Source organism: Oceanobacillus caeni, assembly GCF_019037185.1.
GTDB lineage: Bacteria > Bacillota > Bacilli > Bacillales > Amphibacillaceae > Oceanobacillus > Oceanobacillus caeni.
Window position 1 is genome coordinate 67,192 of sequence record NZ_JAHHXM010000002.1, and the last position, 14,263, is coordinate 81,454.

The 14,263-nt window shown below is 34.8% G+C and carries 12 protein-coding genes, 1 other RNA gene and 1 other annotated feature; of the genes, 3 read left to right on the forward strand and 10 right to left on the reverse strand.

The features are described 5' to 3' along the window. Positions 1–20: 20 nt before the first annotated feature. From recD2 to cymR, 5 genes are read right to left on the reverse strand one after another with little or no spacing between them, the layout of a single operon-like run. Positions 21–2,345 carry an SF1B family DNA helicase RecD2 gene (recD2, locus tag KM885_RS01770; protein ID WP_047183753.1) on the reverse strand — a complete coding sequence of 775 codons (2,325 nt, stop codon included), beginning with the start codon at positions 2,343–2,345 and terminating at the stop codon, positions 21–23. Between the two features lie 12 nt (positions 2,346–2,357). Continuing rightward, complete coding sequence (locus KM885_RS01775; RefSeq protein ID WP_060667926.1) at positions 2,358–3,029, reverse strand: tetratricopeptide repeat protein; 672 nt, start codon at positions 3,027–3,029, stop codon at positions 2,358–2,360. A gap of 18 nt (positions 3,030–3,047) precedes the next feature. Next, positions 3,048–4,160 carry a tRNA 2-thiouridine(34) synthase MnmA gene (mnmA, locus tag KM885_RS01780; protein WP_047183751.1) on the reverse strand — a complete coding sequence of 371 codons (1,113 nt, stop codon included), beginning with the start codon at positions 4,158–4,160 and terminating at the stop codon, positions 3,048–3,050. Between the two features lie 6 nt (positions 4,161–4,166). Next, positions 4,167–5,315 (reverse strand): cysteine desulfurase family protein, encoded by a 1,149-nt coding sequence (locus tag KM885_RS01785; protein WP_047183750.1) that lies wholly within the window; start codon positions 5,313–5,315, stop codon positions 4,167–4,169. Between the two features lie 48 nt (positions 5,316–5,363). After that, entirely contained in the window at positions 5,364–5,783 is a 420-nt protein-coding gene (gene cymR / locus KM885_RS01790) for a cysteine metabolism transcriptional regulator CymR (protein WP_047183749.1), read from the reverse strand. Positions 5,784–6,203: 420 nt separating this feature from the next. Between cymR and KM885_RS01795 the strand changes: the two genes are divergently transcribed. Together KM885_RS01795 and KM885_RS01800 are read left to right on the forward strand one after the other, a co-directional pair. Continuing rightward, a complete protein-coding gene (locus KM885_RS01795) occupies positions 6,204–7,481 on the forward strand; it encodes a replication-associated recombination protein A (RefSeq protein WP_047183748.1) in 1,278 nt (425 codons plus the stop codon). 255 nt (positions 7,482–7,736) lie between these two features. After that, entirely contained in the window at positions 7,737–8,414 is a 678-nt protein-coding gene (locus tag KM885_RS01800) for an RsfA family transcriptional regulator (RefSeq protein WP_047183747.1), read from the forward strand. A gap of 251 nt (positions 8,415–8,665) precedes the next feature. Here KM885_RS01800 and ssrS read toward each other — a convergent pair. The 4 genes from ssrS to KM885_RS01820 all read right to left on the reverse strand — a co-directional run bounded on the left by ssrS (position 8,666) and on the right by KM885_RS01820 (position 12,504). Continuing rightward, a non-coding RNA gene (ssrS, locus tag KM885_RS01805) (6S RNA) lies at positions 8,666–8,849 on the reverse strand. A gap of 110 nt (positions 8,850–8,959) precedes the next feature. Next, complete coding sequence (gene aspS / locus KM885_RS01810) at positions 8,960–10,720, reverse strand: aspartate--tRNA ligase (RefSeq protein WP_216883473.1); 1,761 nt, start codon at positions 10,718–10,720, stop codon at positions 8,960–8,962. Continuing rightward, positions 10,717–12,003 carry a histidine--tRNA ligase gene (gene hisS / locus KM885_RS01815; RefSeq protein ID WP_216883474.1) on the reverse strand — a complete coding sequence of 429 codons (1,287 nt, stop codon included), beginning with the start codon at positions 12,001–12,003 and terminating at the stop codon, positions 10,717–10,719. The genes aspS and hisS overlap by 4 nt, the downstream gene beginning before the upstream one ends. A gap of 57 nt (positions 12,004–12,060) precedes the next feature. Next, positions 12,061–12,276 (reverse strand) — a binding site (T-box leader). A 54-nt stretch (positions 12,277–12,330) separates the two neighbouring features. After that, entirely contained in the window at positions 12,331–12,504 is a 174-nt protein-coding gene (locus KM885_RS01820; RefSeq protein WP_167507316.1) for a hypothetical protein, read from the reverse strand. Positions 12,505–12,703: 199 nt separating this feature from the next. On the opposite strand from KM885_RS01820, the gene KM885_RS01825 reads away from it, so the two are divergent. Further along, positions 12,704–13,756, forward strand: a complete 1,053-nt coding sequence (locus KM885_RS01825; RefSeq protein ID WP_216883475.1) for an N-acetylmuramoyl-L-alanine amidase family protein — start codon at positions 12,704–12,706, stop codon at positions 13,754–13,756. Between the two features lie 40 nt (positions 13,757–13,796). Here KM885_RS01825 and dtd read toward each other — a convergent pair whose 3' ends face one another. Next, complete coding sequence (gene dtd, locus KM885_RS01830; RefSeq protein ID WP_047183743.1) at positions 13,797–14,243, reverse strand: D-aminoacyl-tRNA deacylase; 447 nt, start codon at positions 14,241–14,243, stop codon at positions 13,797–13,799. Positions 14,244–14,263: the final 20 nt, after the last annotated feature.

Here is a 14,263-nt window from a genome sequence, read left to right on the forward strand (position 1 = left end):
TTTTTTCCAAAATATACTATTTAATCCATAAAATCATACGGAGATAACTCTTCATCGGTATTTTCAGATTCTAAGACTTGCATTTTTTCAATATCCAGTCTTTTAGAAAGTCGTTCATTTAGTGATGTATATCTCCTGTTTGTATCAATCGTTTGGATACCTTTTAAAAATGCGTTTTTTTCACCACAAATAATTAAAGAATCCTTACTTCTTGTAATGGCGGTATATAATAAATTTTTTCTTAGCATTCTATGATAGGTTGTAACTACCGGAAATACTACTATTGGAAATTCACTTCCTTGTGATTTATGGATGGAAATGCAATATGCATGTGTAAAATTCACATAATCTTTTCTAGGATATACTACTTCCCTATCGTCATAAGAAATCACTATTTGTTCTTCATTTTCCTTATTTTCATCAGGCTTAAAGATAGCCACAATTTCACCAATGTCTCCATTATAAACCCCATCTTCCGGTTGATTCACTAATTGAATGACTCTGTCGCCTACACGATAAATAACGTCTTGGAATCTAACTTCTCTTTTTCCTTTTTTCCTTGGGTTAATCAATTGTTGGAGCTGCTCATTTATAACGGTTATCCCCGCCTGTGAACGATACATTGGTGCAAGAACTTGCATGTCATTGTAATCGATACCTTTAGCATTCGCCTTCTCAAAAATAGTTGTTATCGCCTGAATCATCTGATATTCATTACATGAAATAAAACTGAAATCCTTCGCGTTTTTTAAAGATTCAACTGTACAATTATTATTTTTTATTTCATGTGCCAGTTGTATAATCTTTGATCCTTCTTTTTGTCGGTATACTTCATTTAAGCTTACAGAAGGAATATAACCACTATTTAATAAATCAGAAAGAACCTGCCCAGGCCCAACAGAAGGAAGTTGATCCTCATCACCAACTAATAATACTTGCATATCATTTGGTATAGCCTTAAATAAACTATTTGCTAACCAGATATCTACCATGGAAAACTCATCAACAATTAAAAACTTCCCGTCTAATTGTTCGTTTTCCCCTTTGTCAAATTCGTTCATACCATTCCAACCTAAAAGTCTATGAATGGTTGAAGTTGGAAGCCCAGTTGATTCATTTAGTCGTTTTGCAGCTCTTCCAGTAGGAGCCGCTAAAACAAATGGAAAATCGGCTTTGTTTTTATAGTCACCTGGGTTCAAAGATAGGTCAAATATAGCGGCATATGCTTTAATAATCCCTTTAATTACCGTTGTTTTCCCTGTACCAGGCCCACCTGTTAAAATCATTATTTTAGAATGGATCGCCTGATTAATTGCCTCAAATTGTTCTTTTCCATAACTCAATACTTCTTGTTCTTCGATGTCTCCAATAATTTTCATTAATTCAGCCACTGGGGTACGTTCTTCTGTTTCGTTTTGGATAATTCTATTTAAGTGGGTTGCAAAGCCATCTTCGGCATAATAAAGGGACGGTAAATAGACGTTACCACTTTGAATAATTACCTTCTTTTCTTGATTAAGTTCGTCTAATCTATCTGCTATAAGATTGTCTGTTAATTCAACACTTGAAGCAAGTAATTCCTTCACTTCATTCACACAGAGATCAAGCGGTATATATACATGACCATCTTGTACACTTTTTTGTAATACATAAATACATCCTGCACCAATCCGGTTAGGATGTGTTAATGAAAGTCCATTCTGTTTTGCAATCGCATCAGCTGTTTGAAAGCCAAATCCTTCAATATCAAATACAAACTGGTATGGATCCTCTTCCATATTTTCAATCGATGACTCTTTATAGGCGGCAAAAATTTTTTGTGCCATTTTTAAACCGATTTGATATTTTGATAAATAAAGCACGACGTGTTCGAATCCTTGATTTTCCTGAAGGCTCTGAACTAATTTGTCTCTAGTTTCTTTTTTCAAACCTTTTATATCCTGAAGACTTTCTGGATCATCCAATATTTTGGAAATAGCATTCGAACCTAGTTTTTTTACGATTCGTGATGCTAATCTTTTACCAATACCATGGAACAAATCGCTTGAAAGATAGGCTATAAGCCCATCTTCTGAATTAGGTACAAAGGTTTGATAAGAGACAACATTATATTGTAAACCGAATTTTGGATGACGTTCGAATTCACCATAAAAATAGTAGGACATTGCTTCTGTCAAATTCGAAAAATACCCTTTGATCACAACATCCTTTTCTCTAAAATCTTCATTTGTCTCGATAACTTTTATTTTGGCTATGGAAAAATGTTCATGCTCATTGTGAAAAATGGTATATAGTAGTTCACCTTTAATATACTTTTTGTCTTCTGAATTCTGAACACTTTCCATGGTAAACCCCCACTATTCGTTGCTGTTTTCTTTTAATAAGCTTTCCACATTCTTCTTCCCATTCGCTGCAAGTAAATGATCAGGTTGAATTCCTAACGCCTTATTAAAGCAATTCAATGCATCTTCCATATTTTCATTAAATAATTCGATTACTCCTAGATTATAGTAAGCATCGGAATGATTTGGATTTAGTTTTAACACATCCAAAAACACTTGTTTTGCATCATTGAGAATATTACTCTGCGCCAAGGCAAGTCCATACTGAAAAAGAATATCATCATCTTCATGGTTCAGTTCACTTGCTCTTAGTAAATATGGTAACGAAAGCTTAAACTGTTCTTGATTCATAAATGATAGACCTAACATAAAATATACATCAGCTTCATTTAGCCCTAACTGTTCCGCTTTTTGAAAGTTCGTTATTGCATGCTCAAATTGAGATTGTTCAAAGTAAAGATTTCCAAGTCCATAATAAGCTGTTGCACTATTGTTATCTAATTCAAGTGCTTTATTAAAAAAACGTTTGGCACGTTCATATTCTTTTAAATGCAACAACAGGTTACCAAAGTTTATATAACCTAATGGATCAATTGGATTTTCCTCGATTACATCATTAAATAACTTTGCCGCTTCTTCATATTTTTGTTCTTGCATATAAGCAATGCCTTGTGTATTTTTATCCATATAAAAAAACTCCTCAAACTAACCTACGTACGGAAGTGATTCATTATTTTTTATAATTTCATCTATCGTCCCACCACCAAGGCATACATCCCCATCGTAAAAAACAACGGCTTGACCCGGTGTAATGGCACGTTGGCTTTCATGAAAATCAACTTTTACTTTTCCATCTTCTAATAATGTAACTGTAACACCACTATCTTTTTGACGATAACGGAATTTCGCCGTACATGTAAACGATTTTTCTATATCATCCGGATTAATCCAGTTTAGATTTGTCGCTATAAGTGCTTCGGAGTACAATTTATCGTTTGAATATCCTTGTTCCACATAAAGCACATTTTCCTTAAGATTTTTACCTACAACAAACCACGGGTCCCCGGCTCCACCGATACCAAGTCCTTGTCTTTGTCCAATCGTATAATACATTAACCCATCATGACGACCTTTAACTTCTCCGTCTAGTGTTCTCATCTCTCCCGGTTGAGCGGGGAGATATTCACTCAAAAATTGTTTAAAATTTCGTTCACCGATAAAGCAAATTCCGGTAGAATCTTTTTTCGTTGCTGTTACTAATCCAGCCTCTTTTGCAATTTCACGTACTTTTGGTTTCGGTATTTCTCCTAGAGGAAACATTACTTTTCTTAATACGTCCTCCGATAATTGATTAAGGAAGTAAGTTTGGTCCTTATTATCGTCAACCCCTCTTAACAATTGAATCTTACCATCTACTTCCCTTACACGCGCATAATGACCGGTTGCTAAGTAGTCTGCACCAAGAGATAAAGCATAATCTAAAAATGCTTTAAACTTTATTTCCTTATTACACATCACATCGGGATTTGGCGTTCTTCCTGCCTTATATTCATCAAGAAAATACGTAAATACTTTATCCCAGTATTCCTTTTCAAAGTTAACAGAGTAATATGGGATATCCAATTGATTACATACTCGAACAACATCGTCAAAATCCTCTGTCGCCGTACAAACACCAAATTCATCCGTATCATCCCAGTTTTTCATAAAAATACCAACTACATCGTAGCCTTGTTCTTTTAATAATAATGCGGCAACAGAGGAGTCTACACCTCCACTCATACCTACTACAACACGTATATCTTTATTATCCTTCATTTATTTTCACTTTCCTTTTGTTAGTCGATTTACAATTTTCGCCACACGCTTTGCTGCGTCTTTAACATTTTCAACTGTATTAAAGTTTCCAAAGCTAAATCGAATAGAATTAGTTGTACAAGGATTTCCTTTACCGAACATAGCAGAAAGTACATGAGAGGGCTCAACACTACCAGCTGTACAAGCACTACCACTCGATGCAGCAATTCCCTCTAAATCAAAGTTCGTTAATAACTGCTCCACGTTCGTTCCAGGGAAACTAATATTAATAATAGAAGAAATCTGAGAGTCAAAATCACCATTTATTTCAAATTCAACATTATTTTCCTTAAGTTCCTGCAAGAACAATTCCTTAAATGATTGATATTGTTTCCTTCTTTCTTCTTTCTTTTCCATTGCCAACTCAACCGCTTTTTGAAAGCCCACGATACTCACTACATTTTCAGTTCCTGGGCGCCGTTTCCTTTCTTGTTCTCCACCAAATTGTAGCGTATGAATGGGTATCCCATCTTTTACATATAAAAATCCCACACCCTTAGGACCATATATTTTATGGGATGATACAGATAACAAATCAATTCCTAAATCCTTAACATCAATGTCTAATAGACCATAAGCTTGTACAGCATCTGTATGAAAATAAGCTTGATGATCTATCAACATTTCCCCAATTTCAGGAATTGGTTGAATTATACCAGTTTCATTATTCACATACATAACAGAGACGATTATAGTATCGTCTCGCAATGACTTTTCCAAATCTTCAACTAGAATTTTACCATCTTCATAGACAGGTAAATACGTTACATCAAATCCGCTTTTTTCAAGAAATTCAGCTGAATGTAGCGTTGCATGATGTTCTTGAGACGTAGTTATAATATGATTTCCTTTATCGCGATTAGCAAAAGCAGTTCCTATTAAAGCTAGATTATCTGATTCCGTTCCTCCACTAGTAAAGATAATTTCTTTTTCGTTAGCATGAATACTCTGAGCCATGACACGTCTTGCTTCATCCAACAATTGTCTTGCCTTTCTTCCAAATGAATGGACACTTGAAGGATTACCGAATGTTTGTTGGTAAATTGGGTACATTGCATCAATTACTTCTTTCTCCATTGGAGTTGTTGCAGCATGATCCAAATAAATTGCTTCCATTATCTTCTTTCCTTTCCTACAAAACGCTCGACATTGTTTTAACCTCGATTAAATATAAAACATATAAGCTTGTTGTTTTTCACCGTCGCCATAATTTTTAAGATCCTCTAGTGTTGTTTTATCTAATACCTCTTTTATCGCATCACGAATTCTTCCCCATAATTCCTGTTGAGCTGGAGGTTCATCTTCAATACCTTCGACTAGGGTAATTGGTCCCTCTAATACACGAACAACATCCCCTGCTGTTATATCCTTTGGGTCTTTAGCTAATACATAACCTCCGTATGCGCCACGAATACTTTTAATAAGTCCAGCATTACGTAATGGAGAAGCAAGTTGTTCTAGGTAGTGTTCAGATAAATCATTATCCTTTGCAATGGATTTTAATGAAGTAGGTCCCTCTCCATGCTTTTTAGCTAAATCAATCATAATCGTTAATCCGTATCTTCCTTTAGTAGATATTTTCATTTTATAGCACCTCTATTTAATAAATCTAATTTTTAGTTTCTTCCTTTTATTTTATACAAATTTTCCTTATTAAAAAACTGCGGATAATTTATAAGTAATCTTTTAAAAATATCATTTTAAACTAGTATGTCCGAATACACAATACTTGATATTATAGCATGAATAACATGTCTCTTGCATTTATGTCGAATTGGAATTAAGCTTTATACTAAAATATCATAAATCAAGTGGCATCAAAAGCGATATTATGGTGATGTTCAAAAAGGAGGATGAAAAGGACTTTTACGTTGCCCACAGGACGTGGCGGTCTTAGTAGAATTTCCGCTATCGCCAACAAGGAACGTCGAAGTTCACCGGACTTTTTAAACAATCTCTAAGAAAAAACTTATTTTGATCCACATTGGCAAGGGGGAGTATGGAATGAATCACGAACCGCTGGCCTATCGTATGCGCCCGAAAAATATAGAAGAAGTAATCGGTCAAAAACACCTAATTGGCGAGGGTAAAATTTTATATCGAATGGTAAAAGCCAATCTATTATCTTCCATGATTTTGTTCGGACCACCTGGTACAGGAAAAACCTCTATGGCAACAGCATTAGCTAGAACATTAAATCTTCCAGTTAAATTATTAAATGCTGTTACAGATAAAAAGAAAGATATGGAAATAGTTGTCGAAGAAGCAAAAATGCGGGGAAACATGGTTTTAATACTTGATGAAGTTCATCGCCTTGATAAAGCAAAACAAGATTTTCTTCTTCCCCATTTAGAAAGCAATTTAGTTACTTTAATTGGTTGTACGACAAGTAATCCGTATCATGCCATTAATCCTGCAATAAGAAGTAGATGTCATTTATTTGAACTGCATCCACTAACATTAGAAGATATTCGTACAGCTTTAACTTGTGCTATTCAACACACTGAAAGAGGATTCGGCTCAAGAGATGTACATATTAGTGAAGATGCACTTAATCATTTTGCTTTTGCTTCCGGGGGCGATTTACGTTCGGCTTTAAATGGATTAGAGCTGGCAGTTCTTTCTACACCTAGTGATAAAAATCATAGAATCGAGATTACCTTAGAAATAGCGGAAGAATGTATGCAAAAGAAAAGCTTCTCTCATGATAAGAATGGAGACGCACATTACGATGTTATTTCCGCTTTTCAAAAGTCGATACGAGGTAGTGACGTCGACGCAGCTTTACATTATTTAGGGCGCTTAATTGAAGCAGGTGATCTTGATAGTATTGCAAGAAGGATGATCGTAACTGCATACGAAGATATTGGTCTAGCTAATCCGCAAGCAGGACCTAGAGCAATAGCAGCTGTTCAAGCAGCAGAACGATTAGGTTTTCCAGAGGCAAGAATCCCTTTAAGTGTCGCTATTATTGAGCTTTGTCTTTCTCCAAAATCAAATACTGCCTATAAAGCGTTGGACCTTGCACTAGCTGATATTCGCAGTGGAAAAGCAGGTGAAATACCTGCACACCTTAAAGATTCACATTATGAAGGAGCGAAAAAGCTAGGAAGAGGTATAGATTATCTTTATCCACATGATTATGAAAGCGGATGGGTAAACCAACAATATTTACCAGACTCTATAAAAAACAAACACTATTACCAACCTAAGAAATCTGGTAAGTTTGAACAAGCGTTAAAACAAGTCTATGACAAAATTAATCAAGAAAAAGGAAATTAGAAAACTTGAGATTCACTTTTGAGCTGGTGAATGCCCTATTTACACTCTTATTCAAGTTAAGAAAGTTTGTACTTTCTTAACTGCCAAGGTATAAAACTATTTCTATCGGCAAGAATAATAAAAACCTCACCTCTAAGGAACTTTTTAAACACGGTGAGATTAATATCTTATTAGACTAATGATTCCGTACAGGTAGCAGTAACTGCAAAAGTACAAATCTATTGATTTATGTCGCTAGAAAAGGAGTTGTAAATAATGGCAAAAGTTAGACAAGATGCTTGGTCACATGAAGATGATTTATTATTAGCGGAGACGGTATTACGTCATATTAGAGAAGGTAGTACTCAATTAAACGCATTTGAAGAGGTGGGAGACAAATTAAACCGCACTTCAGCAGCCTGCGGATTTCGTTGGAATGCAGAAGTAAGGCAAAAATATGATAGTGCAATTGATCTAGCCAAAAGACAAAGAAAAGAAAAAAAACGTGCACTAGCAAAACGGACTGGACACTTCCAAAAGCCAATTATAGCGTTATCTTCTAACTTAAAAGAAGCTACTAATGAAAACACTTCCTATCAAACAGAAGAAACCGGCAATGAAATACAGGTACCGACAATTAATCTAGATATGGTCATACAATTTTTAAGAGAATTAAAAAAAGATTATCACGCTTCTAATCAATCAAAAGTATCTTTAGAACAAGCTCAAAAAGAAAACAATATGTTAAAAACACAAGTACAAGATTTAGAAAAACAGTTAGAACAAACTGAAAGTGAGATGAATTCGATTAAAGAAGATTATCAAGCTTTCATTCAAATAATGGAAAGAGCTAGAAAGATGACTGTTCTTGAAGACCAAGGAACGATTAAAGCCCCTACATTTAGAATGGACAAAAATGGTAATCTTGAGCAAGTCGCTCATGGATCTAATTAAAGAACAAAGGCGTAAGCGCCCGTTTAGCGACGTACGGACTGGACTGAGCCATACGAGATAAAGGAAACACGACGAACGGAGTGAGTCGATGTTGACTTATCGTACGGAGGTGAAGGAAGTCTCGCTAGTCGCTGGGCGCTGGAGCCGGACGTGGCCTTTTCTGAATAATTATCCACATGCAGCGAACTTTATAATTTCGCTAAACGACAAAAAAACTGTCTTCCAAAGAAGACAGTTTTTTTATGTATTTACTTAATCCCGATCATGCCGTCCATTTTATGTTTTGATCCCGCATTTAGCAGGTGGGTGCCCTATTTTATATTTATTATGGTTCCGTGTATTGTAACGGCATCCATGCAATATAAAAACGTAAAGCTCCCTTTTAAAATGTTGTTCGGTCAAAATACGTTAAATGAACAAACATATCAGGATTAAGCATGTTAAGACTTTGTAAATTAATATTATCATACGAATAAAACTTTTGCAATATTCAATCTGTTCTTAATTGAGAAAAATAATGGATTTTTTTAATTTAATTTCCAAAATTATTCATTTAGATGTATTCCAAGTTCATTTAACTGTGCATTACTTACTTCACTTGGAGCCTCTGTAAGCAGGTCAGAAGCTGAAGAAGTTTTAGGGAATAATATCGTATCTCGTAAGTTTGATCTTCCCGCCAATAACATAATCATACGGTCTAACCCAAGAGCAACGCCGCCATGTGGTGGTGCACCATATTCTAATGCTTCAAGTAAAAATCCAAATTGCTCCTGTGCTTGTTCTTCTGTAAACCCTAAAGCTTTAAACATTTTATTTTGTACTTCGCGTTTATGAATACGAACGGATCCTCCACCAAGCTCATAACCGTTTAAGACAATATCATAAGCGTTAGCATGAACATCTTGTGGTGCCGTTTCAAGCTTATCCATGTCACTTTCAACTGGCGATGTAAATGGATGGTGTGCAGCAGTAAATCTTCCTAATTCCTCATCATATTCAAGTAATGGCCAATCCGTTACCCATAAAAAGTTATATTTAGATTCATCAATAAGATTTAATTCATGTCCTAATTTTAGTCGTAGAGCTCCTAAACTATCGTATACAACACTACTCTTATCTGCCACGAATAAAAGAAGATCTCCATTTTTTGCATTAGCTCTTGCGATAATACCTGATTTTTCATCTTCACTCAAGAACTTCACGATTGGTCCTTTTAATTCGTCTTCTTCTAGTTTAAGCCACGCTAACCCTTTCGCACCGTAAATCTTTACAAATTCGGTAAGCTTATCAATATCTTTTCTAGAATAATTACTAGCCTCACCTTGAACGTTGAGAAGCGCAACTTTACCATCTGTTTCTACTGCATTCTGGAATACTTTAAAATTAGAATTAACAACAACATCTGTTACGTGAACTAATTCGAGTCCAAATCTCGTATCCGGTTTATCAGATCCATATCGATCCATCGCTTCTTGATAAGGTATTCTTGGTAGTGGTAATTCGATGTCGATTCCTTTCACTGCTTTCATCACATGTTGCATCATACGTTCTGTCATTTCCATAATTTCATCACTAGATAAAAATGACGTTTCAATATCAATCTGAGTAAATTCTGGTTGACGATCAGCCCTTAGATCTTCATCACGGAAGCATCGTGCAATTTGGTAATATTTTTCAAAACCACTCATCATGATTAATTGTTTAAATAATTGCGGTGATTGTGGTAAGGCATAAAACTCACCTGGATGTACACGACTTGGAACAAGATAATCACGAGCTCCTTCTGGTGTACTCTTCGTTAAAATTGGTGTTTCCATTTCTAAAAATCCTTCATCATTAAGAAAGTTACGTATCGCTTGTGTTGTTTGATGACGTAATTTAAATGTATCCTGTAATGCGCTTCTGCGTAAATCGATATAACGGTATTTTAATCGTAAATCTTCGGAAACATCTGTTTCATCTTGGATAGTAAATGGCGGTGTTTTTGATTTATTTAGAATTTCAATATCATTAGCTATCACTTCTATCGTCCCTGTTTTGATAGCTGAGTTATAAGTGGATTCATCACGTGCCACCACTTCACCTTTAATTTCTACTACATATTCCGATCTGATTTTATCCGCGACTTCTAAAGCATCTTTAGAAAAGTCTGGGTTAAAGACAACTTGGACGATACCAGAAACGTCACGAAGATCAGTAAAAATTAATCCCCCTAAGTCACGTCTTCTTTGTACCCAACCTTTTAGTAAAACTTTTTGACCAATATGATCTTCTGTTAATGTACCTGCTAAAAATCGTTTATTCATTTTGTTTGCCCCCTTTGAAGCTTCTCTTTCATTACATCGATTAATTTTTCTAATGGAACTTCTATTTGTTCACCAGATTCCATAGATTTGACATTTACGATGTTTTTTTCTAATTCATTTTCACCTAAAATTAAAACATATCTTGCCTTTAATCGATCAGCTGATTTGAACTGTCCTTTTATTTTTCGATTCTGATAATCTTTTTCTACCTGAATACCATTCATTCTTAATTCATGTACCAAACGTACTGCTTCATTAACAGACTGTTCTCCCACAGCAACAAAATAACAATCTAATTGTTCATCTATTGGAACTGTAATATTTTCGGCTTCTAATGCCATTAACAGTCTTTCCAATCCCATTCCAAAGCCAATACCCGGTGTACTTGGTCCACCTAATTCCTCTATTAAACCATTATATCTTCCACCACCGGCTAATGTCGTAATCGCACCAAAGCCTTCTGCATTACTCATAATTTCAAAAGCAGTGTGATTGTAATAATCTAGTCCACGAACTAAATTGGGGTCTATTTCATACTCAATTCCCATACGTGTTAAATGTGATTTTACTTGTTCAAAATATTCTTTGGAAGATTCATTTAGATAGTCTAATATTGAAGGAGCAGTCTCCATGGCAGGGTGTTCTCTATCTTTTTTACAATCTAATACACGTAGCGGGTTTTGTTCTAATCTTAGCTGACAATCTTCACATAGTTCTTCTTTATGTGGTGTAAAATGTTTGATCAATGCATTTCTATGGTTTATTCTACTTTCTTTATCACCTAAAGAATTAATAACTAATTTCAATGATTTTAATCCAAGCTCCTTATATACAGTCATAGCTAAATCAATAGCCTCTGCATCTACAGCCGGATCATCACTCCCAAGAACTTCCACTCCAAACTGGTTTAATTGACGCATTCGACCTTTTTGAGGACGCTCATAGCGAAACATTTGGGCAAAATAATATAATTTGACAGGTTGATTTGCTTCGCCAAATAATTTATGTTCTACAAATGCACGAGAAACAGGAGCTGTTCCTTCTGGTCTAAGGGTTAAACTTCTTCCCCCACGATCATTGAACGTGTACATTTCCTTTTGAACAATATCAGTGGTATCCCCTACACCGCGTGAGAATACTTCTGTATGTTCAAATACCGGTGTTCTAATTTCCTCATAATTAAATCTACTACATATATTTTTAATTTTCGATTCCACATACTGCCATTTCTTTACATCTTTCGGCAGAATATCTACAGTACCTCTTGGCGCTTTCATACTCATTCAAATACCTCCTCCAATTAATTTATGTATAAAAAAACTCTCGTCCCCTATAAATATAGAAGGGACGAGAGTTTACCCGCGTTGCCACCCTAGTTAATGCTTTTATGCATTCGCTTTTCACAGTTAACGCCTGCAAAACGTTCATACCTACTACATTCGATACAAATCCTAAGGAATGTCATTCATCAGTACGATCTGTGAAGATGTTTTCAGCCAAGACATCTTTTCTCTTTCCAGTCGTTCACTAATTACTCTTTCCCTCAATGGATGTAAACTATTTAATCTACTCATGAATGAATATAATAATAATCTCTAATTTTTGTAATGTCAAGAGCGATTTAATTTTTTCTTTAATATTTTCACTTCACCGATAGAAATCCCGAATTCCTCTGCTATTTCCATATAATTAGCATGTCCATCAAGTTCATTAAAACGATGTAAATCCACACCAAAAATATCTTTATTATTACCAGCAAACCACTGTTTATCCTGTAATCTCAATTCGTCTCCTCCTTTAGTTATTATAGCTTTGCCTAAAGAAGTGTATTTTATGATACGAATGGGAAAGATTATACAATATGTGTTCAAAAGTAAGGATGAAAGGGACCATAAGGCGGTGTATCTTTAAGTACTAAAAATAGCTTCTCCAATTTCACATCACACACTGAAAAAAATAGATAATTATAGGAGGATTAGATATTTGCACTTTTTTAATAAACTATTTTGTTTCTTAGTAGGTGTCTTCATTTCTTTCTTATTATTACCAACGCAAATACATGCAGAAAAAATTATCATTACAGATGATAACGTTAATATTAGAAGTGGTCCTGGAAGCGAATTTAAACCAATTGGCAAAGTTCATGCGAAAGAGGAATATAACAAAGTTCATGAACAAGGACAATGGATTGAAATTGAATTAGAAGATAGTAAAGGTTGGATTCATAAAGAATATATATCCTATAATAGCGGAGATAAAGTAAAATCAGGAAATAAGACGATTACGATAAATCAACATCATGTTCACTTAAGAAGTGGCCCGTCTAATGAATATGAAATTATTTCTTTTGCAAAAAAGGGTGAAAGCTTTCCAGTAATAGCGGAAACGAAGGAGTGGTATGAAGTTTCCAATAAAGGAAAGTCCAATTTTATATTTAAAGAGTTTGTAGAAACAAATAACGAAATCAAGCAAAATCCCTATGTATTTAAAAATCGGAATATAGTCATTGATGCAGGACATGGAGGACACGATGTAGGTGCAATAGGTGCTACTGGATCCTTCGAAAAAAATATAACTCATCTAACTGCAGATGAATTAAAGAAGGAATTGGAATCCCTTGGTGCCAGTGTATATATGACAAGAGATAATGACGATTTTATCTCTCTAAAATCAAGGGCGGCTTATTCTAATATGATGGATACGCATGTATTTATTAGTCTTCACTATAATAGTTTTCCGAAACAACCAGATGTTTCAGGTATTGAAACCTTTTATTATGGTGAACAACATAAAAAACTTGCCCAGTACCTCCAAGATGAAATGATTAGGACGACAAATTCAATAGACAGAGGAACTAGCAAAGGTAATTATTATGTTATAAGACAAAATTTTAAACCAGCAGTATTAATAGAGCTAGGCTTTATTTCAAATAAGGAAATGGATGTATTATTACACACCAATATATACCAGAAACAACTTGTTAATGGAATTATCAGTGGCTTAGGAAAATATTTCTCCTTAGAAAATTATCATTGAAGGTTGCCTCAAATGGGTCCATTAAGGCAACCTTCTCTTATTATTTATCCTTAGTATCTATAATGAAAGTTACGGGGCCAACATTCGTAAGAGAAACATCCATCATTGCCCCAAACTCTCCTGTTTGAACTAAGATTCCTTGTTCTTCTAGTTTTTTATTAAACTTATTATACAACTCATTTGCGATTTCTGGATTTGCTGCTTTTGTAAAACTTGGCCTTCTTCCCTTTCTTGTGTCACCGTAAAGGGTAAATTGTGAAATGGATAATATACTGCCACCAATGTCTAAAAGAGAATCATTCATTTTCCCATTTTCATCCTCAAACACCCTTAAATGTACAATCTTCTTTACAAGGTAGTCCATATCTTCCTCGTTGTCATCATGTGTTACACCTAAAAGAACAACAAATCCATTATCTATTTCTCCTATGACTTTTCCATCTACTTTTACATTAGCATTACGAGCACGTTGAATTACTGCCTTCATAAAAAAATCATACCTTCTTT

What these genes read in the sequence shown, in the direction of transcription:
- recD2 (WP_047183753.1), bottom strand. Translation starts at nt 2,345, where the DNA reads ATGGAAAGTGTTCAGAATTCAGAAGACAAAAAGTATATTAAAGGTGAA.
- KM885_RS01775 (WP_060667926.1), bottom strand. Translation starts at nt 3,029, where the DNA reads ATGGATAAAAATACACAAGGCATTGCTTATATGCAAGAACAAAAATAT.
- mnmA (WP_047183751.1), bottom strand. Translation starts at nt 4,160, where the DNA reads ATGAAGGATAATAAAGATATACGTGTTGTAGTAGGTATGAGTGGAGGT.
- KM885_RS01785 (WP_047183750.1), bottom strand. Translation starts at nt 5,315, where the DNA reads ATGGAAGCAATTTATTTGGATCATGCTGCAACAACTCCAATGGAGAAA.
- cymR (WP_047183749.1), bottom strand. Translation starts at nt 5,783, where the DNA reads ATGAAAATATCTACTAAAGGAAGATACGGATTAACGATTATGATTGAT.
- KM885_RS01795 (WP_047183748.1), top strand. Translation starts at nt 6,204, where the DNA reads ATGAATCACGAACCGCTGGCCTATCGTATGCGCCCGAAAAATATAGAA.
- KM885_RS01800 (WP_047183747.1), top strand. Translation starts at nt 7,737, where the DNA reads ATGGCAAAAGTTAGACAAGATGCTTGGTCACATGAAGATGATTTATTA.
- aspS (WP_216883473.1), bottom strand. Translation starts at nt 10,720, where the DNA reads ATGAATAAACGATTTTTAGCAGGTACATTAACAGAAGATCATATTGGT.
- hisS (WP_216883474.1), bottom strand. Translation starts at nt 12,003, where the DNA reads ATGAGTATGAAAGCGCCAAGAGGTACTGTAGATATTCTGCCGAAAGAT.
- dtd (WP_047183743.1), bottom strand. Translation starts at nt 14,243, where the DNA reads ATGAAGGCAGTAATTCAACGTGCTCGTAATGCTAATGTAAAAGTAGAT.